Genomic DNA, 26445 nt, shown 5'->3' on the forward strand with positions numbered 1-26445 from the left:
ACATGGCCGTCGTGTGCTGGAAACCTACGGCGATGCTGCGATGTCGAACTATGTCGATGGCAGCCACATTCCGGGACGCCCGACCGTGCGGGAACTCCACCCCGCCGCCCGGCCACCACGCCCGCCGGCATCGACGGCGGTGACTGTCGAGCCACGGCGTACCACGTCATGTGGGCGCGCCACGGCCGCGCCCCACCTGCGCTTCGCCTTGACCGGTGCTCCTAGGGTGATGGCCCCCACCCGCGAAAGGTGCCGAGCGAAATGCCCTTCGGCTTCACTGTTGCGATCATCTTCGCCGTCGGCCTGGCGATCTCCGGCCTGCTGGCGCTCGCCGCCTCGAAGGCGTCGACGAAGGGGACCGCCACCCTGGCTGCGGTCGCCTGCCTCGTCGGCGCGGTCGTGTTCACCATCGGTTCCAGCGCCCACTCCGTGCCGATCCGTTCGGTCGGCATCGTCACCAGCTTCGGCAAGCCGACGGGGAAGGTCACCGGCTCCGGCCTGAAGTGGGTGGCACCCTGGCAGAAGGTCGGCGAGTGGGACGCCGGCCGGCAGAAGTACGACCACATCGGCGGCGACCACTGCGTCCGGGTCCGCACCGGCACCCTCGCCGACGCCTGCGTCGAGGTGCTCGTCGAGTGGCAGGTCAAGCCGGAGAACGCGCCCAAGCAGTTCATGGACTACAAGGGCGACTTCGACAGCTTCCGGGGCCAGCGGGTGGGCGTGCAGCTCGACAGCGCCGTCAACGACGCCTTCGCCACCTACAACCCGCTGGAGAAGATCGACTCGAACACCGGCAGCCTGAACGTGGACCTGAAGCCCTTCGCCGAGAGCATCAAGACCAGCGCCGAGTCGCGGCTCGCCAGCGACGTCGACATCCTGTCGGTGACGATCACCCGGGTCAACCACGACGACAAGACCGAGGGCAACATCAAGGCCTTCCAGGACAAGCTCGCCCAGACCCGCAACCTGGAGCAGGACCGGAAGAACGCCGCCATCCAGAAGCAGATCACCGAGACCAACGCGAAGGTCGACAAGGTGTCGCGGTGCCTGGAGATCGCCGAGCGCAACGGCAGCAACCCCGGCCTCTGCATCAACCCCGGAATCGTCACCGGCGCCAAGTGACGGTCGGCCGGCGTCGACCCCGCCCTTGGCCGCGCCCCGGCTTCAGCCGGTGAGCGCGTCCAGGGCGAGGTCGACGTCGGCCGCCGTGGAATAGACGTGGAAGGACGCCCGCACCCGGCCGGCACGGACCGCCGCCCGGACGCCGGCCCGCTCCAGCCGCTCCGCCGCGCCCGGCACCTCCACCGCGACGATCGCGCTCTCCCCCGGCGGCCGGCCCAGCCCGGCGAGGAACCGGTTGGCCAGGGCGACGTCGTGCGCGCGCACGGCCGGCACGCCGATCTCGGCGAGCAGTTCCAGTGCGGGGGCCGTGCCGACCCAGCTGAACCACGCCGGCGAGATGTCGAACCGGCGCGCGTCGCCGGCCAGGCGCAGCGGCGGGCCGTAGTAGGAGGCGTGCGGGTCGTCCCCCGCGTACCAGCCGGCGGCGTCGGGGCGCAGCCGCTCCCGCAGCGCGGGCGCCAGGTAGGCGAACGCGGAGCCGCGCGGGGCCATCAGCCACTTGTACGCGCCGACCGCGACCAGGTCGGCGAGGCTCGCGTCGAACGGCAGCCAGCCGCACGCCTGGGTGGCGTCGACCGCGACGAACGCGCCGTGCGCCCGGGCCGCCGCGACCACCTCGGCGTACGGGGCGATCGCGCCGTCGGCCGACTGCACCAGGCTGAACGCGACCAGGTCGGTGTCGGCGTCGATCGCGTCGACGAGCCCGGCCAGCGGCACGGTGCGCACCCGCACGCCCCGCTCGACCTGCACCAGCCACGGGAAGAGGTTGGAGGTGAACTCGACCTCCGGCACCACGACGGTCGCGCCGGCGGGCAGGGCCGCGGCGACCGGGGCCAGCAGCTGCGAGACCGTGCTGCCGACCGTGACGTCGGCGACCGGCACCCCGACCAGGCCGGCGAAGGCGGCCCGCGACCGCTCGGTGGCCTGGCCCCAGCCCTCCCACGACGTGCGCCCGGCCCGCCAGTCGGTCAACGCCTCCTGCACCGCGTCCCACACCGGATCGGGCGGGAGCCCGAAGCTGGCGGTGTTCAGCCAACCCGGCTGCGGCTGCCACAACTTCTGCGCCTCTGCGATCTCCACCTCACCGACGCTAGCCACCCGCGCCGCGTACCGGGATGGCCAATCCCGCGCTCGCGGCCCCGGGTGCTGGTTCAGGTCGCCGCGCGCAGGGCGCGCAGACCCGTCGCACCTCGTCGCGCCCCCGGTCGAGGTCCCAGGCGGCGATCTCGTGCAGCGGGTGGCGCTCGCGCAGGAGCCGGACCAGTTCCAGGCCGACGAGGTAGCCGCAGCGGCGCGGCAGGTCGCCCCGGTGGGCGCTGTCGCGCATGAGGAACCAGGCGGCGTACCGGTCGAGGTCGGTGGCGTCCACGTCGGCGGCGATCCGGTGCAGGATCTCCGGCCAGCGGCGCCGGCAGTCGGCGAGCCACCGCCGGTGGGTGGCGCCCATCCAGAGGTACTCGTCGTCCGGCCGTCGCGGGTCCAGCTCGGCCGTCACCTGGGTGGCCAGCCCCTCGGTGAGCAGCGCGTGGGCGACCCCGTGCTCCGGCCAGTCCCGGATGCGGGCCAGCCGGTCGTGCACCACGTGCGCCACCTCGTGCCGGACCAGCAGCTCGTCGTGCTCCGGCTCGCCGAGCCGCTCGACGGCGAGGAACAGGGCGAAGCGGCCCCGGAACTCGTCCGCCCAGCCGTTGGCCTGTTCCAGCCCGACCAGCAGGACGCAGTCGAGCGGATCCCCGTCGCCGGGCCAGCCCATCGCCCGACCCACCCCGGCGACGGTGGCGGGGAGCAACGCGGCGAGCCGCTCCGCGCGCGCGGCGAACACCGCCTCCCGCCCGTGCAGCCGCTCCAGGACACCTTCGAGGTCGTCCACCCCGGACCAGTCGCCCCGGCGGTCCAGCGCCGCGTACAGGTCGCGGTGGGGTGCCAGGTAGTGCGTCCGCCACAGCTCCGCCCACCGCTGCCGGGGGACGTGCGCGGCGCGGCTCGCGTACGCCAGGAAGTCCGGCACCAGGTCGCGGACCCGCAGCGGGCTCGCGACGGCCTCCCCGGCGGGCACGGTCATGCCCGCGATCATGCCGCATCCGCCGCGGCCCCGCTCGATCGTCAGTCGAGGCGGTCGGCGCGGTGGAGCAGGTACCGCCGCTCGACCTGGTTCGCCGTCAGGGCGGCCGCCTCGCGGTACCGCGTCGCCGCGCCTTGCGCGTCGCCGGTCGTCTCGAGCAGGTGGGCGCGCACCGCGCGTTCCCGTTGCCGGGTCAGCGGTTCCCGGTCGAGCCCGAAGCGCCGGTTGAGGTCGTCGAGCAGGGCCAGCCCCCGGGCCGGCCCGTACGCCCGGGCCACCGCGACCACCCGGCTCAGCCGTACCGGCGCGGTGGGGTGCAGTCGTTCGAGCCACAGGTAGAGCGCCGCGATCTGCGGCCAGTCGGTGTTCTCCGGCGACCCGGCGTCGGCGTGCACGGCCGCGATCGCCGCCTGCAACTGGTAGGGGCCCACCTCACGCCGGTTCCAGACGCTGTCGATCAGCGCGGTGCCCTCCCGGATGAGGTCGGGGTTCCACCGGGTCCGGTCCTGCTCGTCCAGCGGCACCAGCTCGTCGTCACGACCGGTGCGGGCCGCGCGCCGCGACTCGGTGAGCAGCATCAGCGCGAGCAGGCCGGCGGCCTCGGCGTCGTCAGGCAGGCTGGCGTGGAGCATCCGGGCCAGCCGGATCGCCTCGCGGGTCAGGTCCACGCGGGCGAGTTCGGCCCCGGCGGAGGCCGTGTAGCCCTCGTTGAAGATCAGGTAGAGAACCCGCGTCACCGCGGTCACCCGGTCGTGCCGGTCGGCGTCGGTCGGCGGGGTGAAGCGGGCGCCGGCACGGGCAAGTTGCTGTTTGGCGCGGCTGATCCGGGTGCCCATGGTGCCCTCGGTCGTCCCGTGGGCGTGTGCGATCTCGGCGGTCGTCAGACCCCCCACCGCGCGCAGCGTGAGCGCCACCTGGGAGCTGCTGCTCAGCGCCGGGTGGCAGCAGAGCAGCAGCAGGGTGAGGCTGTCGTCGGTCTCCGGCGGAGGGGAGGCCAGCCGGGCGGGTTCCCGCATGGCCAGTTCGGCTGTTCCGGCTTCCCGCTCGCGTCGGCGCCGGGCCCCCTCGGAGCGGAGCAGGTCGACCATCCGCCGGTAGCCGATCCGGATCAGCCAGCTGCGCGGGTTCTCCGGCACGCCGTCGACCGGCCACGCCCGGCTCGCGGCGAGCAGTGCCTCCTGCACCGCGTCCTCGGCCACGTCGAAGTGACCGAAGCGCCGCACCAGCGCGCCGAGCACCTGCGGCGCCTCGGTACGCAGCAGGTGCTCGACGTCCGTGGGCAAGCCGGCGGCCCCCTTCGTACCCGCGCCCGGGCCTCCGCCCGCAACGGGTGCGGGCCGGCGCGGATGGGTCATGCCGTGAAGTCCTCGCCCATGATCGGCCGGATCTCGATGGGCTCACCCAGCGCCTCGACGATCCGCGAGGCGATCTCGACGGCCCGTTCCCGACTCGCCACGTCGATCACGGCGAAGCTGGCCAGGACCTCCTTCAGCTCGGCGAACGGCCCGTCGGTGGCGACCACACCGGCCGGGGTCGGGCGTACGGTGGCGCTGACCACGGGGTGGCCGAGGCCCTCGCTGCCGACGAGCTCGCCGGTCTCGGTCAGCTCCCGCTCGAACCTCTGGTATGCGGCGAACGCGGCCATCGCCTCCTCGGACGGGACGTCGGCGGTCGCGCCGTCCCAGGCGGCGGCCGGCGTGTAACTGAGCAGCAGGTATTTCACGGGTTCTCTTCCTGGTCGGGCCTGGATCGACGGTACGTGGGGTCAGGCGGGACGGCGCAGGGACAGGGCGAGGACTGTCGTCCAGGTGAAGGCGACGAGTCCGTTCACGGCGATCTGGATGCTCATCCGGTCCGGCGACATGGGCAGCAGCAGGACGAGCGCGGCGAGGCCGCTCAGCACGGCCGGCAGCACGGCTCGGCGGCGCCCGCACCGCACGGCCAGCACGGTGGCGGCGACGGCCAGCGCGGTGAAGGCGACGGTGGCCGAGGCCGAGTGCGCGACGCTGTGCCAGGACATCCGGTCGACCGGCCCGTCGGGGGTGCCGGCCGGGAAGCCGTTCTCCGGGTCCATGGTGAACAGGCCGGCGGCGACCAGGCCGGCGCCGAAGGTCCCGACGAGGATCGGCAGCGCGCGCCGGCCGACCCCTTCGGTGAGGGTGCGGCTGATCCCGGCTGCCAGCGCCAGCCCGCCGAGGCCGGCGAGGACGAACGTCGTGATCTGGATCCAGCCGAGGCTGCCGGTGGCGAGCTGGCTGATCGGGTGCCGGGTGATGTCGAAGCCCTCCCGGGTCAGCATCTGGGCGGTGGCCGAGGCGAAGAAGACCGGTCCGGCGAGGGCGCCGGCGAGCAACAGGCGGGCGGGTGAGCGGCGGACGGCGGGGGCGGCGAGGGTGGCCATGGGTTCCTCCCTGGTGGGTTCCTGCCGCTACCTCGTGGCCGGCCCAGGGATCTCGACACGGCCAGGCGGTGATCGGGGTCACATCAGGCGCGTGTCGAGACCTGCCGGCCGCCTCCGAGGTACCGGCAACGACCCATCAAGGAGGACGAGATGTCTGAAACCCCTAAGCCGAGCGCCGCCCTGACGGCCCTGGACCGCCTGGTCGGCACCTGGACGGTCACCGGCGGCGCCGAGGGAACCGTGACGTACGAATGGATGGAGGGCCGGTTCTTCCTGCTCCAGCGCGTCGCGCTCACCCAGTTCGGCCAGCCCGTCACCGGCCTGGAGGTGATCGGCAACCTGCGCCCGTTCGGCGAGCCGGTGAGCGCGGACGTGGTGTCGCGGTTCTACGACTCGACCGGCAACACCCTCGACTACGTCTACGAGCTGACCGGCGACAAGCTGACGATCTGGGGCGGCGCGAAGGGCAGCCCGGCGTACTACGAGGGCACGTTCAGCGCCGACGACACCACGGTCACCGGCGAGTGGGTCTACCCCGGCGGGGGCGGCTACCCGTCGACCATGACCCGGGTCTGACCCCGGCCCACCCCGCCGGCCAGGCTGGCCGGCGGGGTGGCGGCGTCAGCTGACGTTGGCGGGGCCGAGGACGCTCTTCAGGTCGCCCATCAGCGCGGTGGTGGCCGCCACCCGGAACGGCCCCAGCCGCAGGGTGGTGGTCCGGCCGCCGTTGAGCAGCTTGACGTGCACCTCGGTGTCGCCCGGATGCAGCACCAGGGTCTCCTTGAGCCGCTCCACCAGCGGCGGGGTGCACCGGTGCACCGGGATGGTCAGGGTGATCGGCTTGCTCCCCGGGGTGCTGCTGACGTCCGGCATGGACATGTCCATCGCCATGATCCGGGGCGTGTCGTCGCGCCGGTCCACCCGCCCCTTGACCACCACGATGGCGTCCTCGGCGATGTACTGCCCGATCACCTCGTAGGTGTTGGGGAAGAAGAGGGCCTCCACGCCGCCGGCGAGGTCCTCCAGGGTGGCCGACGCCCAGGCCCGGCCCTGCTTGGTGACGCGCCGCTGCACCCCGGAGAGGATGCCGGCGAGGGTGACCACGGCCCCGTCCGGGACGGTGCCCTCCTCGGACAGGGAGGCGATGGTGCAGTCCGCCGCCGCGCCGAGGACGTGCTCCAGGCCGAAGAGCGGGTGGTCGGAGACGTAGAGGCCGAGCATCTCGCGTTCGAAGGCGAGCTTGTCGCGCTTGTCCCACTCCCCGTCGCCGATGACCGGCATCACCGTGGTGCTGTTGGTCTCCGCGTCGCCGAACCCGGCGCCGAAGAGGTCGTACTGGCCGACGGCCTCCTTGCGCTTGACGTCGGCGTACGCGTCGATCGCCTCCGCGTGCACCGTGAGCAGCGCCTTGCGGGAGTGCCCGAGCACGTCGAACGCCCCGGCCTTGATCAGCGATTCGATGGTCTTCTTGTTGCAGACCACGGCGTCGACCTTCGACAGGAAGTCGTAGAAGTCGGCGTACTCGCCCTTCTCGTCCCGGCAGCGCATGATCGCGGCGACGACGTTGGCGCCGACGTTGCGCACCGCGCCGAGGCCGAACCGGATCTCCTTGCCGACCGGCGTGAACGGCCCCGCGGAGGTGTTCACGTCCGGCGGCAGCACCTGGATGCGCATCCGGCGGCACTCCGAGAGGTAGAGCGCCATCTTGTCCTTGTCGTCGCCGACGGACGTGAGCAGCGCGGCCATGTACTCGGCCGGATAGTGCGCCTTCAGGTACGCGGTCCAGTACGACACCAGCCCGTACGCCGCCGAGTGCGCCTTGTTGAAGGCGTAGCCGGCGAACGGGACCAGCACGTCCCAGACCTTCTGGATCGCCTCGTCCGAGTAGCCCCGCTCCCGGCAGCCGTCCCGGAAGGGGATGAACTCCTTGTCGAGGATCTCCTTCTTCTTCTTGCCCATCGCGCGGCGCAGCAGGTCGGCCTGGCCGAGGGTGTAGCCGGCGAGGATCTGCGCGGCGCGCTGCACCTGCTCCTGGTAGACGATCAGGCCGTAGGTGGGCGCGAGGATCTCGCGCAGCGGTTCCTCCAGCTCCGGGTGGATCGGGGTGATCTCCTGGAGGTTGTTCTTGCGCAGCGCGTAGTTGGTGTGCGAATCGACGCCCATCGGGCCGGGCCGGTAGAGCGCGAGGACGGCGGAGATGTCCTCGAAGTTGTCCGGCTTCATCATCCGCAGCAGGGAGCGCATCGGCCCGCCGTCGAGCTGGAACACGCCCAGGGTGTCGCCCCGGGCCAGCAGCTCGTACGCGGGCCTGTCGTCCAGCGGCAACGCCAGCAGGTCCAGCTCCCTGCCGTGGTTGAGCTGGATGTTCTTCACCGCGTCGTCGATGATCGTCAGGTTGCGCAGGCCGAGGAAGTCCATCTTCAACAGCCCGAGCGACTCGCACGTCGGGTAGTCGAACTGGGTGATGATGACCCCGTCGGAGTCCCGGCGCATCAGCGGGATGTGGTCGATGATCGGCTCGGCGGACATGATGACGCCGGCGGCGTGCACGCCGGTCTGCCGGATCAGCCCCTCGATGCCCCGGGCGGTGTCGATGACCTTCTTGACGTCCTGTTCGGCCTCGTACATGCCCCGGAGCTCGCCGGCCTCGGCGTAGCGGGGGTGCTTGGGGTCGAAGATGCCCTCCAGGGGGATGTCCTTGCCCATCACCGCCGGGGGCATCGCCTTGGTGATCCGGTCGCCCACCGCGTACGGGTAGCCGAGCACCCGGGCCGAGTCCTTGATCGCGGCCTTCGCCTTGATCGTGCCGAAGGTGGCGATCTGGGCGACCTTGTCCTCGCCCCACTTGTCGGTGACGTACTTGATCACCTCGCCGCGCCGGCGCTCGTCGAAGTCGATGTCGACATCCGGCATGGAGACGCGCTCGGGGTTGAGGAACCGCTCGAAGATCAGGCCGTGCTGGATCGGGTCGAGGTCGGTGATGCCCAGCGCGTACGCGACCAGCGAGCCGGCGGCCGAGCCACGGCCCGGGCCCACGGCGATGCCCTGGTTCTTGGCCCACTGGATGAAGTCGGCGACCACGAGGAAGTACGACGGGAAGCCCATCTGGATGATGACGCCCAGCTCGTACTCGGCCTGCGTGACGTGCCCGTCGGGGATGCCGCCGGGGTAGCGCCGCTCCAGCCCGGCGAAGGTCTCCTTGCGGAACCAGGACTCCTCGGTCTCCCCCTCCGGGACCGGGAAGCGCGGCATCAGGTTGTGGAACTCGAACATCCCCGCGGGGTCGACCTTCTCGGCCACCAGCAGGGTGTTCCGGCAGCCCTCCAGCCAGAAATCGGAGTTGTCGACGGCGCGCATCTCGTCGGCGGACTTGATGTAGTAGCCGCTGCCGTCGAACCGGAACCGGTTCGGGTCGGCGACGTTCGCCGCCGTCTGCACGCAGAGCAGCACGTCGTGCGCCTCGGCCTGCGACTCGTGGGTGTAGTGCGAGTCGTTCGTGACCACCGGCGGGATGTCCAGCTTGCGGGAGATGTCGTGCAGCTCCTGGCGGACCCGGCTCTCGATGCTGATGCCGTGGTCCATGACCTCCAGGAAGTAGTTCTCCTTGCCGAAGATCTCCTGGTACCGCGCGGCGGCCTTGAGCGCCTCGTCGTACTGGCCCAGGCGCAGCCGGGTCTGCACCTCGCCGGAAGGGCAGCCGGTGGTGGCCATCAGCCCGTCGGCGTTGGCGGCGAGCAGCTCCGCGTCCATCCGCGGCCACTTGACGAAGAACCCCTCGGTGTACGACCGGCTGGTGAGCTTGAAGAGGTTGTGCAGGCCGGTCTTGTTCTTCGCCCAGATGGTCATGTGGGTGTAGCCGCCGCTGCCGGAGACGTCGTCGCTCTTCTGCTCCGGCCGGCCCCACTTCACCCGCTGCTTGTGGAACCGCGACTCCGGCGCCACGTACGCCTCGATGCCGAGGATCGGGGTGACGCCGGCGGCCATCGCCTGCTTGTAGAAGTCGTTCGCGCCGTGCATGTTGCCGTGGTCGGTCATCGCCACCGCCGGCATGCCCTGCCGCTTGACCTCGGCGAAGAGGTCCTTCAGCCGGGCCGCCCCGTCGAGCATCGAGTACTCCGTGTGCACGTGCAGATGCGCGAACGAATCGCCCATGCGTGGCGCCCCCCGGGTCGGTTCATGGGATGGTCGAGCTCGGACGGCCTACCCTATCGCCGCCGGGAAACGCGGCTCCAGACGCCGCGCGGACAGGGCCGGGCCGGGTGGCGCGCGTCTCTTCCGACGGCCCTGCCCCGCGCGGGCGGCCGACGCTCGGCGGGGCCCACGACGGCCTCCGGCAGTCGGTTCCCGGACTCGGGGCGCCCCGATCGGCGGCGGCGGCCGTAGCCTGGGCGGACGGTATCCGGCGAGCATTGGACGACCTGATGCCCCTCCCGGACGGTGTCGAGGAGCTGGTCGAGTCGGCGGCGCGCGGCGATCCCGCGGCGCTCGACGCGCTGCTGGTCGCGGTCCGCCCGGAGGTGCTGCGGCTCTGTGCCCGCCTGCTGCCGAACCGGGAGGACGCCGAGGAGGCGTGCCAGGACGCGCTGCTCGCGCTGGCCCGGGGCGTCGGCCGGTTCGAGGGCCGCTCGTCGTTCCACACCTGGCTGTACCGGCTGACGGCCAACCGGGCCCGCTCGACGTACCGGGTGCTGCGGCGGCGCTGGCTGGTGGAGGCCGGCGGCGTGCCGCTGCCGGAGCCGGTGGACCCGCGCCGGACGAGCGTGGTCGCCGGCACCCGGCTGGACCTGCTCGACGCGCTCGACGCGCTGCGCCCCGAACTCGCCGAGGCGGTGACCCTGCGCGACGTCCTGGGGCTGGGCTACCGGGAGATCGCCGGCCTGCTCGGCGTGCCCGAGGGCACCGTCAAGTCGCGGATCCACGAGGCCCGCCGGCAGCTGCGGCACCGGCTCTCCGGTGAGCCCGCCGCCGGCGAGGGCCGGCGGTGACGGGCCGCCGCCGGGACGCGCCGCGCGGCTCCGGCGGCGCACGGTTCTCCGCCCCGTGGATCGCCGGGATCGCGGTGGTCGCCCTGACCGTGGCCGTGCCGCTCGCTGGGTGCGGCGGCGGGGACGCTCCCGTCTCGCCGCTGCCCGTGCAGGCGCCGGCCTCCCGCTCCCCCGGCCCGGCCCCGCCCTCCCCGTCGGCCCTCCCACCGTCGGCCTCCCCGCCGTCGCCGAGCACGCCAGGCCGTCCGCCGGGCACCTCGGCCGTCGTCCCGCCGTCCCGCCGGCCCCCGCCGGCTGCGCCCCCGACGACCGCCGCCGGGCGTACGCCGGCCGCGACGCGCTCGCCGGGCGGGCTGCCCGGCACCTGCTTCGGGGCGGTACGCCACGACCTGGTGCTGGCCGAGACCGAGCTGGCGCTGGTGCGCTCGCTCTGCTTCGCGACCGGCGGGATTCTGCGGATCATCGGCATCGGACCGGGTGAGGTCGGCGTGGACCGGGAGGACCTGGTCTCCCGCAGCTACGAGGCGGGAGTGGTCGACATCCGGTTCGTCCGCCCCGGCACGGTGGACGTGCTGATCCCCCAGGGCGGTACGACGCACACGGTCACGGTGGTGGTGCGCTAGCACCGACGGAGGGCGGCGGTGGTGCGCTAGCACCGACGGAGGGCGGCGGTGCGCCGGCGCAGGCGTACGCCCCCCGTCGATGGCAGGCCCCCTTGCCGTCGGGCTGACCAGCCGTTTCCCTAGGCTGGACCGTCATGACGGAGCGGAAGACGATTCTCGTGACCGGTGCCACCGGCAATCAGGGCGGCGCCACGGCCCGCCGGTTGCTCCAGGACGGCTGGCAGGTGCGGGCACTCGTCCGCGATCGGGCCAAGCCGGCCGCGCGCCTCCTCGCGGAGCAGGGCGCCACCCTGGTCGAGGGGGACATGGACGATGCCGGGTCGCTGCGCGCGGCGATGCGCGGTGTGCACGGTGTCTTCAGCGTCCAGGCCCTGGCACACACTCCGGACGGCCTCGCGGCCGAGGTCAGGCAGGGCAGGACGGTCGCCGACGTGGCCGGGGAGACGGGTGTCGCGCACCTGGTCTACAGCTCGGTGGGCGGCGCGGAACGGCGGACCGGCATCGACCACTTCGAGACCAAGGCCGAGATCGAGCGGCACATCCAGGCGTCGGGCCTGCCCGCGACCATCCTGCGCCCGGCGTTCTTCATGAACAATCTCCTCCACTACGCCGACGCTGGGGGAGAACGGGTCCTGAGCCTCGAGGTCCTTCCCGACCGACCGCTGCAGATGATCGCCTCCGACGACGTCGGCCGCATCGCCGCGTACGCCTTCGCGCACCCCGCGGACCACCTCGGCACGCAGATCGAGATCGCCGGGGACGAGCTGACCTTCACCCGGGTCGCCGAGATCTACGAGGCGCTCACCGGCACCCCCACCCGCCTGGAACCGCAGCCGGTCGAGCATCCCATGTACGCCTGGTTCGCCGAGAGCGGATACCAGGCCGACATCGCCGGCCTGCGGAACCGGTTCCCCTGGCTGCTGACGTTCGAGGAGTTCCTGCGCGACCGCCTCGGCCGGGCGGCGGCGTCCGCTCCGCACTAGCCCACCCTCACCCCGGCCAGTAGCGTGTCGACGAAGTCGGCCCGGCTGCCGGCCGGGGGCGTGATCTGCACGTAGACCAGGCCGGCGCGGCCGGGTGCGAGCCCGGCGGCCTCGACGACCTCGGGCCGCCCCCGGTCGCAGGTGAACCGGGCCACCACCCAGTCCACGCCCGCCTGCCGGGTGCGGCGTACGGGCGCGGCGGCACACGCCGCGTGGGGACGCTCGGCGACGAATCCCGCCGGGCTGGTGCGCGCGGCGATGCTGGCGGACAGCCCGACGAAGGCACCCGGCACGGTGGGGTCGGCCGCCCACCGGTGCGGGTCGGGCGACATCACCATGGCCGGTTCGAGTCGGCCGTCGGGCCCGTACCGGCCGGCCCAGCCGGTGCCGGTGGCCCGCCACCCGGGCGGCAGCGCGACGGTGACCAACCCGCTCGTCCAGCTTCCGGCGTCCCGCCGGCCCGTCGTGTCGTCGCCGGCGGTGGACCCGGCCGCCAGGAGGGTCAGGACCCCCAGCGCCAGCGCGGTTAGCCGCCGCCGGGCGACCAGCCGACGCTCCGTGCGCGCCCGCCGGGCCGGATGCCTGACCGTCCCGGCGGGCGGCACGGGGACAGCCGGCACGGCGCGGTGCAGGGCGGCGCGGAAGGCGGTGGCGTCCGGGTACCGGTCCGCGGCCCGGGGCGCGGTGGCCCGCCGCAGGACCGCGGCCACCTCCGGCAGGGCGTCCCCACCCGCCCCGCCCGCCGCCTGGACGACGGCGACGGCACCGGGGGCGGCACCGGGGGCGGGGGCCAGGGCGAGGAGGCGGAGGCCGAGCCGGCCCAGCGCGTACACGTCGGCGCGGGTGTCGACGATGGCGAACGGGTCGTCCTGCTCCGGGGCCATGTAGCCGGGGGTGCCGGCCCGGGCGGTGAGACCGGAGGCGGCGGCGAGGGCCTTGGCCAGCCCGAGGTCGGCGATCAGCACCCGCTCGCCGTACGGGCCGGAGCGGAACAGCACGTTGCCCGGGCTCAGGTCGCGGTGCACCACGCCGTGCCGGTGCAGGACGGCGACGCCGGCGGCGATCTCGGCCAGCAGTTCCAGGGCGGCGGGCGCCGGCATCGCCCCGGCCGCCAGCCGCTCGCGCAGGCTGCCGCCGTCGGCCCAGGTCAGCACCGAGTACGGCCGCCCGTCGGCCAACTCGCCGACCGCGTGGACGCGGACCAGCCGCTCGTCGTCGAGCCGGCGCAGCAGGCGGGCCTCGTCCAGGAAGCGCTCCCGTACGCGCAGGTCGTGGTGCCAGTTCTCGGCCAGCACCTTGATCGCCACCCGGCAGTCGAGCACCGGGTCGTGGGCCAGCCACACCGTCGCGAACGACCCCGTGCCCAGCAGCCGCTCGACCCGGTAGGGCCCGATCCGCCCCGGACTGCTCACCGCACCACCCCCGACACCGGCACCGCCGGTCGCCGTTCCGCCTCGACAGTAGACGGCGGAGCGGGCCGGGGGCAGCCCGCGGGGTCGGCGCGTCGGGCGGGCCGGGCGCACCGGTCGGGGCGTACTGGTCGGGCGCACCGGTCGGGAAACCGACGAACCGATCCGGCCGGACGGGTGACCAACAGGACAAGGACACCCGCACTCCGGAGGAGGAGATCCCCGTGCACCGTCTCTCGTACACCGTCGTCACCGCCCTGCTGGCCACGGCCGGGCTCGTGCCGATCACCACGGCGGCACCGGCCGCCGCCGCGTCGAGGCCGGCCGCCGTCGCCGGGAACCTGTCCGAACGTGCCGACGGCCGCCTCGGCGCGGGTACGGACGGCGCCGCCCGCCCGGCCGCCGCCGATCCCGACGAGGTCCGGCTCATCAGCGTCCGGGGCGCGGGGCCGTTCCGGATCGGGGCCGACCTGGCTCGCCTGTCGGCGGCCGGCCTCATCGACTGGGTGGCTCCCGACTGCGACGGCACGGTCCGTGCCGGCGTCACCGGGGCCTGGGCGGGGAAGATCCTGCTGGCCTTCCGCGACGGGCGGCTGGTGGAGGTGGGCACCGCCACCGCGCCGCCGCGCACGCCCGCCGGCGCGGGGGTGGGCATGTCCTTCGCCGCCCTGGAGGAGATCTACGGCCCGCGGGGCTCGATGATCCGCAACGACGCGGGCGACGCCTCGGCCTATCTGGTGCGCGTCGGTTCCCGGGTGGAGCTGTTCACCGGCCACCCGATCCGGCCGGGGGTCGGCTACCTCCAGGTCGGGCCGGCGTCCGTCGTCGAGCGCGGTTTCCGGGAGGGCCGGTCCTGCTGAGCGGCCGGCGCCCACGGCGGCGGATCCCTCCGAGGGTCCGCCGCCGTCCGTTTCGCCCGAACACACTGATGTTGACGCGCACGATGATGTATCACTGGACGATAGTGTGTGGCACACAGTATGGTGTGACGCATGGTTAGCGATGAGATCCTGCGAACGCATCTCCAGGAGTTGCGCCGGGGCACCGTGGTGGTGGCCAGCCTCGTCGCGCTGCGCCGGCCCGACTACGGTTACGCGTTGCTGCAACGCCTTTCCGACCACGGCTTCCCGGTCGACGCCAACACGCTCTACCCGCTGCTGCGGCGGCTGGAGGAGCAGGGGCTGCTGACCAGCGAGTGGAACACCGAGGAGAGCCGGCCACGCAAGTTCTACCGGACCAGCGAGGAGGGCGAGTCGGTGCTGGGCCGGCTCCTCACCGACCTCGCCACAGTGCAGACCTCCCTGACCGGGCTGATCGAAGGAGCCGATCGATGACCACCCTGACCGACCGATACCTCACCGCGACCCTGCGTTCGGTGCCGGTCGCGCGCCGCGCGGAGATCGACACCGAGCTGCGCGCCTCGATCGCGGACATGGTCGAGGGCCGTACGGCCGGCGGGCAGGACGCCGCCGCCGCCGAGCGGGAGGTGCTCACGGAGCTGGGCGACCCGGACAAGCTCGCCGCCCGCTACGCCGACCGCCGGTTGCAGCTCATCGGACCGGCCTACTACCTGGCCTGGTCGCGGCTGATGAAGTTGCTGCTCAGCTTCATCCCGGCCCTGGTCGGCGTGCTGGCCGGCCTGCTCAGGGTCGCCGACGGCGGCAACGCGGGCGAGGGGATCGGCGCGGGCATCACCACCGCCTTCCAGGTGGCCGTCCAGATCGCCTTCTGGGTGACAGTGGTCTTCGCGGTGCTGGAGCGCACCAAGACCCCCCTGCACCTGCCTGCGTGGAGCGTCGACCAGCTCCCGGAGGACACGATCGACCGGCAGATCACCCTCACCGACATCGCCGCCTCGGTCACCTTCCTGGCGCTGGTCATCGCCTACCTGCCGATGCAGCACTTCCGCTCGTTCGTGCCCACCGACGACGGCGAGAACCTGCCGATCCTCGACCCGGCGCTGTGGAGCTTCTGGCTGCCGTTCCTGATCGCGGTGCTGGTGGCCACGATCGGCCTGGAGTTCGCCAAGTACCGGGTCGGGCGCTGGACCTGGTCGCTGGTCGCGGTCAACGCGGTACTCGGCCTGGCGTTCGCGGCGCCGGTGGTCTGGCTGATGTCGACCGACCGGCTGCTCAACCCCGAGTTCGTGGCCCGCTTCGAGTGGCTCGGCGAGGGCGACAACCTGAACCTGGTGGCGACCGCCGTGATCGCCGGCACGGTGCTGGTGACGCTCTGGGACATCCTCGACAGCGCCGTCAAGACGTGGCGCAACCGCACCTGATCCACCACCGTCACGGCCCGGCGCGCCACGCGTGCCGGGCCGTGACCGTGCCGCCCCGCGACAGGCCGGGCCGCCCCGGCCGGGTGCCGGATCGGCGGCGCCCGGCGGGATGAGATCCTGACCTGGATGAACAGCGACACCGACGAGGACTGGCGACGCCCGGGGCCCACCCCGGAGCAGCGCCGGCTGGACGTCTACATCGGGTTGGCCGCGACCGTCCTGGCGCTGTTCAGCCTGACGCTGACCCGCAGCGCCGGCGCGTTCCTGCTCGGCCCGCCGCCGTCCGGCCCGGAGCAGATCTTCTGGACCGTCGCGGTGACCCTGCCGCTGATCTGGCGACGCCGGTTCCCCGCCGCCGTCACGCTGGTGGTCTCGATCGCGTTCATCGCCGCGCAGGCCCGCTCCGCCCCGGAGACGCAGCTCGCCTCGTGGGCGCTGTTCGCCGCCCTCTACACGCTGGGCGCGTGGGGCCGGGAACGGCGGCTGTCCCGGCGGCTGCGGATCGGCGTCATCGCCACCATGTTCCTGTGGCTCGGGATCTACTACGCGACCACCTACACCACCATCCCCCCGGACGCGTTCGCCCGCGCCGTCGGGCCCGTGCCCCCGTTGCTGGCGGCCATGGTGAACGGGGTGCTGGTCAACGGCCTCTACTTCGGTTTCGCGTACTTCTTCGGGGAGACGGCGTGGCTGGCCGCCCGGCGGCAGCACGAGGTGCAGGCGCGGGCCGAGGAGCTGCGCCGCTCGCAGGCCGAGGTCCGCGAGCACGCGGTGGTGGGCGAGCGGGTCCGCATCGCCCGGGAGCTGCACGACGTGGTCGCCCACCACGTGTCGGTGATGGGGGTGCAGGCGGCCGCCGCCCGCCGGGTGTTCGACAAGGACCCGGTCAAGGCCCGCACGGCGCTGAGCGCGATCGAGGAGACCGCCCGCACGGCCGTCGACGAGCTGCGCCGGATGCTCGGCCTGCTCCGCGCCCGCGACGGCGGCCCGGACCGCCCGGAACAGCCGGGACCGGCCGGTGTCGACCAGATCGCGGCCGTGGTCGAGCGCGCCCGCGAGGCCGGGCTGCGGGCCACCATGGGCGTGTACGGGGACCCGGCGCCGCTGCCGGAGTCGGTCTCGCAGGCCGCGTACCGGGTGGCCCAGGAGGCCGTGACGAACACGCTCAAGCACGCCGAGGGCGCGACCGCGCTCGACGTGCGCATCCGCTACCTGGCACACGAGGTGGAGGTCGACGTGACCGATGACGGACGGGCGACCCGCCCGGCGAACGCCGACGGGCTCGGCCTGGTCGGGATGCGCGAGCGGGTCGCCACCCACGGCGGCGCGCTGGAGGTCGGCCCGCGCGCCGGCGGTGGCTGGCGGGTACGGGCCCGGTTCCCGCTGCCGCTGCCGGTGGGGCGGCCCGCGTGAGCGCCGGGCAGGAGGTGCCCGGGACCGACCGTCCGGTCCGGGTGCTGCTCGCCGACGACCAGCACCTGGTCCGCACCGGTTTCCGGGTCATCCTGGAGGTGGAGGACGACATCGAGGTCGTCGGGGAGGCCGCCGACGGGGAGCGCGCCGCCACCATGACCCGGGCGCTGCGTCCGGACGTCGTGCTGATGGACGTCGAGATGCCCGGGGTCGACGGGCTGGAGGCCACCCGGCGGATCACCGCCGGGGAGGACGGGCCGGGCGGGCCGGCCGTACTGATCCTCACCACGTTCGACCGGGACGACTACCTGTTCGCCGCGCTGCGCGCCGGGGCCAGCGGCTTCCTGCTCAAGAACGGCACCCCGGAGGCCCTGATCGAGGCGATCCGGGTGCTCGCCCGGGGCGACGGCCTGCTCGCCCCGGAACTCACCCGGCGGGTGATCGCCACCTTCGCCCGCCCCGGCGAGCCCGGCCCGCCGGGCGGCCCGAGGACGGCTCCCGAGGCGGCGCTGCGGGACCTCACCCCCCGCGAGCGGGAGGTCCTGGTCCTGGTCGCCGGCGGCGCCAGCAACGCCGAGATCGCCGCCGAGCTGCACCTGGGCGAGGCGACGGTGAAGACCCACGTCAGCCGGGTGCTCGCCAAGCTGGGCCTGCGCGACCGGGTGCAGGCGGTGGTCTTCGCGTACGAGCACGGGGTGGTGCGCCCCGGCGGCTGACCCGGCTCCGCCATGAGGGGGACGTCGTGCTCGATCTCGGGGCGGACGGCGGGGCGCGGCCGGCGATCTAGCGTGGACGCCGTGACCAATGTGCTCCGCCTCGACGGCGTCGACCGCAGCTTCGGCGACCGACGGGTGCTCCAGAACGTGTCCTTCGACGTGGCCGCCGGCCGGATGACCGGCTTCGTGGGCGGCAACGGCGCCGGCAAGACCACCACCATGCGGATCATCCTCGGGGTGCTCGCCCCGGACGCCGGTGAGATCACCTGGCAGGGCGCTCCGCTGAGCCGGCGGGCCCGCCAGCGCTTCGGCTACATGCCGGAGGAACGCGGCCTCTACCCGAAGATGAGCGTCCGGGACCAGGTGGCCTACCTGGGTCGGCTGCACGGGATGACCGCCGCCGCGGCGCAACGCAACACGGACGCGCTGCTGGAGCGGGTCGGGCTCGCCGAGCGCGGCGACGACCTGCTGGAGACGCTGTCGCTGGGCAACCAGCAGCGCGCGCAGATCGCCGCCGCCCTGGTGCACGATCCCGAGGTGCTGGTGCTCGACGAGCCGTTCTCCGGGCTCGACCCGTTGGCCGTGGACACGGTCGTGGCGGTCCTGCGGGAGCGGGCCGCCGCGGGCGCGCCGGTGCTGTTCTCCAGCCATCAGCTGGACGTCGTCGAGCGGCTCTGCGACGACCTGGTGATCATCGGGGGCGGCGTCATCCGGGCCGCCGGCAGCCGCGAGGAGCTGCGCGCGACGTACACCGTGCCCCGGTACGAGCTGGTGGTGGAGACCGACGCCGGCTGGCTGCGGGACCAGCCGGGGGTGACCCTCGTCGACCTGGACGGCGCGCGCGCCGTGTTCGACCTCGCGCCCGGCGCGGACGAGCAGCCGGTGCTGCACGCGGCGCTGGCGCGCGGCCCGGTCCGCGCGTTCCGCCCGGTCAGCCCCTCCCTCACCGAGATCTTCCGAGAGGTCGCCCAGTGAACACGATGCAGGCCACCCGGCTGGTCGCCGGCCGGGAGATCCGGGTCAAGCTGCGCGACCGCACCTTCCTGTTCAGCACCCTGTTCTTCCTGCTGATCGCCGCCGCCGCGACCATCCTGCCGCCGCTGCTCTCCGGCGGCCCGTCGAGCGTGGCGGTGACCGCGTCGGCGGCCGGCCCGCTGCGCGAGGCGGGGCTGGAGGTCCGTACGGTCCCCGACGACCGCGCCGCCGAGCAGGCCGTACGCGACGGCGACGTCGACGCCGCGGTGGTCTCCGGGCCGGCGGTGCTGGCCATGGACGAGGCCCCCGACGACGTGGTGGCGGCGCTGAGCACGCAGCCCGCGGTCCGGCTGCTGGACCCCGACGCGGTGGACCCGATGGTGGCCTTCCTGGTGCCGTTCGCCTTCGCGTTCATCTTCTTCGTCACCTCGCAGACCTTCGGCGTGCAGATCGCGCAGAGCATCGTCGAGGAGAAGCAGACGAGGATCGTGGAGATCCTGGTCGCCGCGGTGCCGGTACGGGCGTTGCTGGCCGGCAAGATGATCGCCGGCACGGTGCTGGCCCTGGGGCAGATCGCCCTGGTCGCCCTCGTCGCCCTGGTCGGTGTGCAGTTCGGCGACAGCGGCGGACTGCTCTCGCTGCTGGCCCCGGCGATCGGCTGGTTCCTGCCGTTCTTCCTGCTCGGCTTCGTGCTGGTCGCGGCCATGTGGGCGGCGGCCGGCGCACTGGTGAACCGCCAGGAGGACATCGCCGGCGTGTCGACGCCGGTGCAGCTCGCGGTCATGCTGCCGTTCTTCGCGGTGATCTTCCTGAACGACAACGCGACGGCCATGCGGGTGCTGTCCTACGTGCCGTTCTCCGCGCCGACGGCCATGCCGTTGCGGCTGTTCACGGGGGACGCGGCCGGCTGGGAGCCGCTGGTGTCCCTGGCCCTGCTGCTGGTCGCGGCCGCCGCAGTCGTGGCCGCCGGGGCCCGGGTGTACGAGGGCTCGCTGCTGCGCACCAACGGCCGCACCTCGGTGCGCACCGCGTGGCGGTCGCGCGAGAAGGTGGGCTGACGGTTCGGCCGGCGGCTACCGCCAGGTGGACCGCTTGCGGCGGCTGTCGGTCGCGGCGGCGGTAACCGGGTCCGTCAGCCCGGCCGGGACCAGCGGGACCAGCCGGCCGGTCGCCCCGTCCGGCTGGCCCGTCAGGACGCCCGGTCGGGGCGCCACCGTGCCGTCGACGGCGAAGAGCGTCCCGTTCGGGAGCCCGGGCTTCGCGCCCCGGTAGGCGGCCATCAGCCAGGTGCGGCCTTGACTCAGCCCAGCGCGTCCATCAGGGCGGTGACATAGGCATCCAGCCGCTCCTCCACGGCTCGCGTCGTCAGCTCTGTCCTACCTGCCTTCCGCCATGGCTGCGTCACCACCTGCACTTCTTCTGAGCACGCCAGCGCGTCCCGCACCTGCCAGTACAGCCGCTCGCTCGCGGCCGCGGCCAGCACCCCGCCGGCCTCCTCGTACGCCTGAGCGAACCGCAGACCCCACGCCGGGCCGTGCAGCAGTGCGAGATTGGTGGAGCAGTGCGCCACATCGAGATCCGCCGGGCCCCAGGAGGTCGCTGCCCAGTCGACGACGCCGGTGATCCGGGCACCTGCCGGCCTTGCGGGTGGCACGTCGAACAGCACGTTGCCGGGTTGGAAGTCCCTGTGCAGGAACCGCCCTTCATAGGGCGGCGCGGGCCTGCGGATCACGTCGATCGCCGCGGCCCATGCCGCCGCGTCGGCGCCCTTCGGAGTCACGACGGTGTCGGCGGTCGTCAACGCCACATACTCCCGGGGCCGCTCGGCGGGTCGCACCGTGTGGATCGCCACGAGTTGACGGGCCAGCAGAGGAACGCGCGTCTCCAATCCCTCATCGTCGAGGACCGTCCGGCCTGCCAGATGTGTCATCAGGAGCGATGGATACTCGCAATGCGCGGCGGTCGGATCAACCGCGAGCAGTCCAGGAGCCGGCACGCCGGTGCCGGTGAGCAGGGACAGAGCGTCGGCCTCCCGGTTCAGCCAGTCCTCGGCGTGTCCCAGGTAGAACGGGTTGACGAAGCTCCGCAGCACCAGGTCGCGGGTGCTTTCGTCCCGCGTGCCGATGGTCAGCCTCCGCATTTCGGCAGTGATGCCGCCGTGCAGCGCCTCGGCCCTGACGATCCGTTCGCCGGCCTCCAGATGTCGGCTCACCCAGGCCAGTGTCAACGGTCGGACAGCCGCCGCCCCATCGTGGTTGGTCACCGTGCCACCTCATCATCGGGAGGGCGGCACGCGCGAAGGTTTTATGCGGGAGAGCTTCGACCGTCGCCGCGCAGCAGGACCATCCACCAGCAGCGTGAACCGGACGCGACATCCACTCCCGGGCGGTCGCCGCGGAGCGGTGTCCGGACGGCACGGCTCCCGCACAACCGGCATCGAGACCGGCGCCGCCGGAAGACGGCTCGGCGTCGGTAGCGGGTTCCCGACCACGGGGCCGACGCGCCGCGACAGCAGCCGGTCCTTCGCCCCGCCGGGAAACGGCTCGGCGACGGTTGCCGGTCCCCCGCCCGCCGTACCCGGCGACGGGGAACCGGGCAGAAGCCCGTCGGTCAGCCGACGGCCTCCATCACCTCGTCGCTGACGTCGAAGTTCGCGTAGACGTTCTGCACGTCGTCGCAGTCCTCCAGGACGTCGATCAGCTTGAAGATCTTGCGGGCGCCCTCCTCGTCGAGGGGGACGTTGACGCTCGGGATCAGCGACGACTCGGCCGACTCGTACTCGATGGCGGCGTCCTGGAGCGCGGTGCGCACGGCGATCAGGTCGGTCGGCTCGGAGACCACCTCGAACGCCTCGCCCAGGTCGTTGACCTCCTCGGCGCCGGCGTCGAGGACCGCCATCATCACGTCGTCCTCGGTCGTGCCGGCCTTGGGGACGAGCACGACGCCCTTGCGGGAGAACATGTACGACACCGAGCCCGCGTCGGCGAGCGAGCCGCCGTTGCGGGTCAGCGCGGTGCGCACCTCGGTGGCCGCGCGGTTGCGGTTGTCGGTGAGGCACTCGATCAGCATCGCCACGCCGTTCGGGCCGTAGCCCTCGTACATGATGGTCTGCCAGTCGGCGCCGCCGGCCTCCAGGCCCGAGCCGCGCTTGACGGCGCGGTCGATGTTGTCGTTGGGGACCGAGTTCTTCTTCGCCTTCTGGATGGCGTCGTAAAGCGTCGGGTTGCCGGCCGGGTCACCGCCGCCGGTGCGCGCGGCGACCTCGACGTTCTTGATCAGCTTGGCGAACATCTTGCCGCGCTTGGCGTCGATGACCGCCTTCTTGTGCTTGGTCGTCGCCCACTTTGAGTGGCCGGACATCTGCTACCTCCGTTGCTACCCGCCGTCTGCATCGACCGACCGCGCACGCCCCCGCTCCCGCCGGCGCACGCGGTGGTGCCGGGCAGCCCTGCGGGAAAGCCGTGGACGGGCAGCTGGCCCCGCCGAATCTCGGCAATCCTACCGACGCCCGGCGGGTCGCTGTCACCGCGCCGCGCGCCGCCGCCCCGCCCCGACCGCCCGCAACGGGACGGACGGGACGAAAACGCGGCTGCGGTCAGGCCCCGAAGCCGTACGAGCCCAGCACCCCGAACCCGGAGGTGGACCGCTGTTCGCACCGGTCCTCCAAGCCGGGCCGGTAGCGGCGGAACGACTCCAGCTCCGGCAACGGGCCCGGCAGCTCGGGCGCCACGGCGATGTCCACGAAGCTCCGCTCGTCGTCCAGTTGGAGCGTCACGAACCGCAGCCCGGCCGGCCGGGTCCGGGCCACCTCCTCGTGGACGGCCCCGAGCAGGCGCAGGTGCTCCGACAGGTGCCCGGCCCGGACCCGGTAGCTGATGATGATCGTCTCCATGCTCACCCCACCCGCTCCGCGCCGGCGTCGGCCGCCACCGGGTCACCGGGGCGCGGCTCGCGCGCCTGGGCGACGATCTCCGTCAGCATCGCCGACAGGGCTTCCGCCCGCTCGGTCGCCGGCGCGATCCGCCCCGGTGCCGTCGGATCGCCCGGATCCGCCTCGGAGAAGTCGAAGTCGGTGAAGACGGTCAGCGAGACCGCGGTGGGCACGACCATCGCCCGCACCTCGGTCAGGATCTGCCGTAGGTGCTCGTTGGCCAGGGTGCCGCCCCGCACGCCGTAGCTGAGTATTCCGGCCGGCTTGCCGTTCCACTCGGCGTGGAGGTAGTCGACGGCGTTCTTCAGCGCGGCCGGCACGGAGTGGTTGTACTCCGGCGTGACGAACACGAACGCGTCACAGGCCCCCACCAGGGCGGACCAGCGGCGGGTGTGCGGGTTCCGGTAGTCGCCGAACATCGCCGGCACCGGCTCGTCGAGCAGCGGCAACTGCTGCTCCGCCAGGTCCAGCACCGTCACGGTCGCCGCACCGGAACGCACCGCGTCGTGCCCCGCCGCGACCTCCGTCGCCCATCCCGCGACCGCCGGACCGCGCCGGCCGGGACGGGTGCTTCCCACGATCAGGCCGATCCGGACCGGCCCTGCTGTCTGTGCGTTCTCCATGCCGACGAGCCTGCGACCGGTCCGGCGGCGTGGGGAGACCGCCGCAAGGGTGGCCCCGACAGGGCCACCCTCCGCCGGCGGAACACTGCCAGGATGGCCGGGTGATGGACGGAGAGTTGGGCGCGTTCCTGCGTAGCCGCCGGGAAGCCGTGCAGCCGGCCCAGGTCGGCCTCGCCGCAGGGTCCCGGCGGCGCACGCCCGGGCTGCGTCGAGCCGAGCTGGCGACGCTCGCACAGGTCAGCGTCGAATACCTGACCCGCCTGGAACAGGGCCGCGACACCCATCCGTCGCCCGAGATCCTCGCCGCGCTCGCCGACGCCCTGTTGCTCGACGACGCCGACCGCGAGCATCTGCGGCAGTTGGCGGCGGCGAACCACGGCCGGAGCCTGTGCCCGGGTGAGCGGCAGACGGTCTCCCGCACGGTTCGGCCGACCGTCGGCGCGGTGCTCGACGCGCTGCGGGACTCCCCCGCGTACGTGCTGAACCGGCTCGGCGACGTGCTGGCCTGGAACGATCCGTTCGACCGGCTGGCCCGCCCGCTGGGCCTGTTCGACGGCCACCGCCCCAACCTGGTGTGGTTCGTGCTTGCCGACGAGCGCGCCCGCGACCACTTCCCCGACTGGGCACAGCTGGCCGACCACCAGATCGCCGAGCTGCACCGGCTGCGCCAGGGTGACCTGGCCGTCGACGACTTCGCCGAGCGGCTCGCCCGTACGGTCGGCGCGCCCTTCACCGAGCGGTGGCAGCGGCGACCGGTGGCCGCGCCGGTCACCGGCGTGCGGGGGCTGCGGCACCCGGAGGTGGGGCTGCTGCGCCTGACCTACGAGACGCTGGAGTTCGCCGACAGTGACCACCAGCGTCTCGTCGTCCACGTTCCCGCCGACGCGGCCACCGCGGCCGGCTTGGACCGGCTGCGGGGCCGCCTGCCCGGGCACCTGCGCTCGGTGGCCGGCTGAGGCGACGGGCCCTCCCAGCCGGAGGATCCGTCGCCGCCACTCAGCGGGACGCCCGGACCATCGCCACGAAGTACGCGTGCACCCGCGCGTCGCCGGTCAGCTCGGGGTGGAACGAGGTGGCCAGCAGGTTGCCCTGCCGCACCGCCACGACCCGCCCGGCGGCCGGGCCCTCGGTCACCGTGCCGAGCACCTCGACGCCGTCGCCGACCCGCTCGACCCACGGCGCCCGGATGAACACCGCGTGGAACGGGCCGCCCTCGATCCCGGTGACCCCCACCGGCGCCTCGAAGGAGTCGACCTGCCGGCCGAACGCGTTGCGCCGCACGGTCATCTCGATGCCGGCGAAGCCGCGCTGGTCGGGCCGGCCGTCGAGGACCTCGGTGGCCAGCATGATCATGCCGGCGCAGGAGCCGTAGACCGGCATGCCGTCGGCGATGCGCTTGTCGATCGGCTCGCGCAGCTCGAAGATGTCGGCGAGCTTGCTGATCGTGGTGGACTCACCGCCGGGGATGACCAGCCCGTCCACCGCGTCCAGCTCCTGCGGGCGGCGTACCGGGCGGGCGTCCGCCCCGGCCTCGGCCAGCGCGGCGACGTGCTCGCGGACGTCGCCCTGGAGGGCGAGCACGCCGATGACGGGTGCGTCGCTCATCTGCCGTTCCTCTCGTGGTGAACGTGGCGGCTCGGTTGCTTGTCAGGAAGGGCACCTTCCTGCGCACCAGGCGACAGGAGGGTGCCCTTCCTGGCAGATCACCAGCCGCGCTCGGCCAGGCGGTGCGGCTGCGGGATCTCGTCGACGTTGATGCCGACCATCGCCTCGCCCAGGCCCCGGGAGACCTTGGCCAGCACGTCCGGGTCGTCGTGGAAGGTGGTGGCCTTGACGATCGCGGCGGCGCGCTGCGCGGGGTTGCCGGACTTGAAGATGCCGGAGCCGACGAAGACGCCCTCGGCGCCGAGCTGCATCATCATCGCGGCGTCGGCCGGGGTGGCGATCCCACCGGCGGTGAAGAGCACCACCGGCAGCTTGCCGCTCTCGGCGACCTCCTTGACCAGCTCGTACGGCGCCTGGAGCTCCTTGGCGGCCACGAACAGCTCGTCGGTCGGCAGCGAGCTCAGCCGGCGGATCTCCTGCCGGATCTTGCGCATGTGGGTCGTGGCGTTGGAGACGTCACCGGTGCCGGCCTCGCCCTTGGAGCGGATCATGGCCGCGCCCTCGGTGATCCGGCGCAGGGCCTCGCCGAGGTTGGTCGCCCCGCAGACGAAGGGGACGGTGAAGGCCCACTTGTCGATGTGGTTCGCGAAGTCGGCCGGGGTCAGCACCTCGGACTCGTCGACGTAGTCGACGCCGAGCGACTGGAGGATCTGGGCCTCCACGAAGTGACCGATCCGGGCCTTGGCCATGACCGGGATGGAGACGGCGTTGATGATGCCGTCGATCATGTCGGGGTCGCTCATCCGGGACACCCCGCCCTGGGCGCGGATGTCGGCGGGCACCCGCTCGAGCGCCATCACCGCGACGGCGCCGGCGTCCTCGGCGATCTTGGCCTGCTCGGCGTTGACCACGTCCATGATCACGCCGCCCTTGAGCATCTCGGCCATGCCGCGCTTGACGCGGGCGGTGCCGGTGACGGGGCTGGCGCTAGCGTTCTGGGCAGTGGTTTCGGGCACGGGTCATCGCTCCTCGAACATGCTCGGGGGGTGGCTGCGGAAATGCTACGACGGTCCCAACGCCGATCCGACAGCCAATCAGGCCCACGGTGGCCTGCACTGTGGCAGCCATCACCGCCCCCGCGTGGTTCCTCCCCACCTGCCCCGCTGCTCCCGGATGCGAAGTCCGTCCCCTCCCCCGCCCGCCCCGCCCGCGAAGCCCCCTGCCGCGAAGCCCGTCCCAGGTGCGCGCCCCGTCCCCGCCGCCGCCTCGTCCCGGGCCCGCTTCCCGGTGATCAGGACGCCATGGACCTCTCAGCG

The 26445-nt window shown here is 73.2% G+C and carries 27 protein-coding genes; 13 read left to right on the forward strand and 14 right to left on the reverse strand.

The window, feature by feature from the left end; genetic code table 11:
* Positions 1-261: 261 nt before the first annotated feature.
* The gene (locus ACLQ20_RS22825; RefSeq protein ID WP_151455608.1) at positions 262-1122 is read left to right on the forward strand and encodes an SPFH domain-containing protein; all 861 of its coding nucleotides are present in this window, start codon (positions 262-264) and stop codon (positions 1120-1122) included.
* Between the two features lie 42 nt (positions 1123-1164).
* Here the strand turns inward: ACLQ20_RS22825 and ACLQ20_RS22830 are convergent, their stop codons facing one another.
* The 5 genes from ACLQ20_RS22830 to ACLQ20_RS22850 all read right to left on the reverse strand — a co-directional run bounded on the left by ACLQ20_RS22830 (position 1165) and on the right by ACLQ20_RS22850 (position 5585).
* Positions 1165-2202, reverse strand: coding sequence for an aminotransferase class V-fold PLP-dependent enzyme (locus tag ACLQ20_RS22830; RefSeq protein ID WP_425857652.1), 1038 nt, complete (start codon positions 2200-2202; stop codon positions 1165-1167).
* Between the two features lie 10 nt (positions 2203-2212).
* Positions 2213-3184, reverse strand: a complete 972-nt coding sequence (locus ACLQ20_RS22835; RefSeq protein WP_425857653.1) for a hypothetical protein — start codon at positions 3182-3184, stop codon at positions 2213-2215.
* A gap of 41 nt (positions 3185-3225) precedes the next feature.
* The gene (locus ACLQ20_RS22840; RefSeq protein WP_425857654.1) at positions 3226-4467 is read right to left on the reverse strand and encodes an RNA polymerase sigma factor; all 1242 of its coding nucleotides are present in this window, start codon (positions 4465-4467) and stop codon (positions 3226-3228) included.
* 68 nt (positions 4468-4535) lie between these two features.
* Positions 4536-4907, reverse strand: coding sequence for a YciI family protein (locus ACLQ20_RS22845; RefSeq protein ID WP_151455611.1), 372 nt, complete (start codon positions 4905-4907; stop codon positions 4536-4538).
* Positions 4908-4949: 42 nt separating this feature from the next.
* A complete protein-coding gene (locus tag ACLQ20_RS22850) occupies positions 4950-5585 on the reverse strand; it encodes a DUF998 domain-containing protein (protein WP_151455612.1) in 636 nt (211 codons plus the stop codon).
* 150 nt (positions 5586-5735) lie between these two features.
* Between ACLQ20_RS22850 and ACLQ20_RS22855 the strand changes: the two genes are divergently transcribed.
* Positions 5736-6161, forward strand: coding sequence for a hypothetical protein (locus ACLQ20_RS22855; protein WP_425857655.1), 426 nt, complete (start codon positions 5736-5738; stop codon positions 6159-6161).
* Between the two features lie 45 nt (positions 6162-6206).
* Here ACLQ20_RS22855 and dnaE read toward each other — a convergent pair whose 3' ends face one another.
* Positions 6207-9737, reverse strand: a complete 3531-nt coding sequence (gene dnaE, locus ACLQ20_RS22860) for a DNA polymerase III subunit alpha (protein WP_425857656.1) — start codon at positions 9735-9737, stop codon at positions 6207-6209.
* A gap of 269 nt (positions 9738-10006) precedes the next feature.
* Between dnaE and ACLQ20_RS22865 the strand changes: the two genes are divergently transcribed.
* From ACLQ20_RS22865 to ACLQ20_RS22875, 3 genes are all read left to right on the forward strand, one after another.
* Entirely contained in the window at positions 10007-10570 is a 564-nt protein-coding gene (locus ACLQ20_RS22865; RefSeq protein ID WP_151455615.1) for an RNA polymerase sigma factor, read from the forward strand.
* Positions 10567-11193: a hypothetical protein gene (locus ACLQ20_RS22870; RefSeq protein WP_425857657.1), complete on the forward strand. Its 627-nt coding sequence runs from the start codon at positions 10567-10569 to the stop codon at positions 11191-11193. The genes ACLQ20_RS22865 and ACLQ20_RS22870 overlap by 4 nt, the downstream gene beginning before the upstream one ends.
* Positions 11194-11327: 134 nt before the next feature.
* On the forward strand, positions 11328-12176 hold the full coding sequence (locus tag ACLQ20_RS22875; RefSeq protein ID WP_425857658.1) for an NmrA/HSCARG family protein: 849 nt from the start codon (positions 11328-11330) through the stop codon (positions 12174-12176).
* On the opposite strand, the gene ACLQ20_RS22880 is transcribed toward ACLQ20_RS22875, so the two are convergent.
* Positions 12173-13588, reverse strand: a complete 1416-nt coding sequence (locus ACLQ20_RS22880; protein WP_425857659.1) for a serine/threonine-protein kinase — start codon at positions 13586-13588, stop codon at positions 12173-12175. The two genes, ACLQ20_RS22875 and ACLQ20_RS22880, sit on opposite strands and share 4 nt — an antisense overlap.
* Before the next feature lie 221 nt (positions 13589-13809).
* Here ACLQ20_RS22880 and ACLQ20_RS22885 point away from each other — a divergent pair, with 221 nt between their 5' ends.
* The 7 genes from ACLQ20_RS22885 (at position 13810) to ACLQ20_RS22915 (ending at position 20028) form a co-directional block, all read left to right on the forward strand.
* Complete coding sequence (locus ACLQ20_RS22885) at positions 13810-14445, forward strand: hypothetical protein (RefSeq protein ID WP_425857660.1); 636 nt, start codon at positions 13810-13812, stop codon at positions 14443-14445.
* 132 nt (positions 14446-14577) lie between these two features.
* Positions 14578-14919, forward strand: a complete 342-nt coding sequence (locus tag ACLQ20_RS22890) for a PadR family transcriptional regulator (protein WP_089001033.1) — start codon at positions 14578-14580, stop codon at positions 14917-14919.
* The gene (locus tag ACLQ20_RS22895; RefSeq protein WP_425857661.1) at positions 14916-15866 is read left to right on the forward strand and encodes a permease prefix domain 1-containing protein; all 951 of its coding nucleotides are present in this window, start codon (positions 14916-14918) and stop codon (positions 15864-15866) included. Before ACLQ20_RS22890 ends, ACLQ20_RS22895 begins: the two co-directional genes overlap by 4 nt.
* Positions 15867-15992: 126 nt before the next feature.
* A complete protein-coding gene (locus ACLQ20_RS22900) occupies positions 15993-17279 on the forward strand; it encodes a sensor histidine kinase (RefSeq protein ID WP_425857662.1) in 1287 nt (428 codons plus the stop codon).
* Positions 17280-17293: 14 nt separating this feature from the next.
* Complete coding sequence (locus ACLQ20_RS22905) at positions 17294-17995, forward strand: response regulator (protein ID WP_151456192.1); 702 nt, start codon at positions 17294-17296, stop codon at positions 17993-17995.
* Between the two features lie 81 nt (positions 17996-18076).
* Entirely contained in the window at positions 18077-18970 is an 894-nt protein-coding gene (locus ACLQ20_RS22910) for an ABC transporter ATP-binding protein (protein ID WP_327027687.1), read from the forward strand.
* Positions 18967-20028, forward strand: a complete 1062-nt coding sequence (locus tag ACLQ20_RS22915) for an ABC transporter permease (RefSeq protein WP_151456183.1) — start codon at positions 18967-18969, stop codon at positions 20026-20028. The genes ACLQ20_RS22910 and ACLQ20_RS22915 overlap by 4 nt, the downstream gene beginning before the upstream one ends.
* A 15-nt stretch (positions 20029-20043) precedes the next feature.
* Here the strand turns inward: ACLQ20_RS22915 and ACLQ20_RS22920 are convergent, their stop codons facing one another.
* From ACLQ20_RS22920 to ACLQ20_RS22940, 5 genes are all read right to left on the reverse strand, one after another.
* Positions 20044-20250, reverse strand: a complete 207-nt coding sequence (locus ACLQ20_RS22920; protein ID WP_151456184.1) for a hypothetical protein — start codon at positions 20248-20250, stop codon at positions 20044-20046.
* Positions 20251-20270: 20 nt separating this feature from the next.
* Positions 20271-21233, reverse strand: coding sequence for a phosphotransferase family protein (locus ACLQ20_RS22925; RefSeq protein WP_327027685.1), 963 nt, complete (start codon positions 21231-21233; stop codon positions 20271-20273).
* Between the two features lie 347 nt (positions 21234-21580).
* On the reverse strand, positions 21581-22330 hold the full coding sequence (locus tag ACLQ20_RS22930) for a YebC/PmpR family DNA-binding transcriptional regulator (RefSeq protein ID WP_151456186.1): 750 nt from the start codon (positions 22328-22330) through the stop codon (positions 21581-21583).
* Between the two features lie 235 nt (positions 22331-22565).
* Positions 22566-22862: a hypothetical protein gene (locus ACLQ20_RS22935; protein ID WP_151456187.1), complete on the reverse strand. Its 297-nt coding sequence runs from the start codon at positions 22860-22862 to the stop codon at positions 22566-22568.
* 2 nt (positions 22863-22864) lie between these two features.
* Entirely contained in the window at positions 22865-23524 is a 660-nt protein-coding gene (locus tag ACLQ20_RS22940) for an NADPH-dependent FMN reductase (RefSeq protein ID WP_151456188.1), read from the reverse strand.
* A gap of 104 nt (positions 23525-23628) precedes the next feature.
* On the opposite strand from ACLQ20_RS22940, the gene ACLQ20_RS22945 reads away from it, so the two are divergent.
* Positions 23629-24480, forward strand: coding sequence for a helix-turn-helix transcriptional regulator (locus tag ACLQ20_RS22945; RefSeq protein WP_425857663.1), 852 nt, complete (start codon positions 23629-23631; stop codon positions 24478-24480).
* Between the two features lie 40 nt (positions 24481-24520).
* Here the strand turns inward: ACLQ20_RS22945 and pdxT are convergent, their stop codons facing one another.
* Entirely contained in the window at positions 24521-25129 is a 609-nt protein-coding gene (gene pdxT, locus ACLQ20_RS22950) for a pyridoxal 5'-phosphate synthase glutaminase subunit PdxT (protein ID WP_358122321.1), read from the reverse strand.
* A gap of 98 nt (positions 25130-25227) precedes the next feature.
* Positions 25228-26145 carry a pyridoxal 5'-phosphate synthase lyase subunit PdxS gene (gene pdxS, locus ACLQ20_RS22955; protein WP_151456191.1) on the reverse strand — a complete coding sequence of 306 codons (918 nt, stop codon included), beginning with the start codon at positions 26143-26145 and terminating at the stop codon, positions 25228-25230.
* Positions 26146-26445: the final 300 nt, after the last annotated feature.

The sequence above is a fragment of the Micromonospora sp. DT46 genome (assembly GCF_049841735.1).
Lineage (GTDB): Bacteria > Actinomycetota > Actinomycetes > Mycobacteriales > Micromonosporaceae > Micromonospora > Micromonospora reichwaldensis.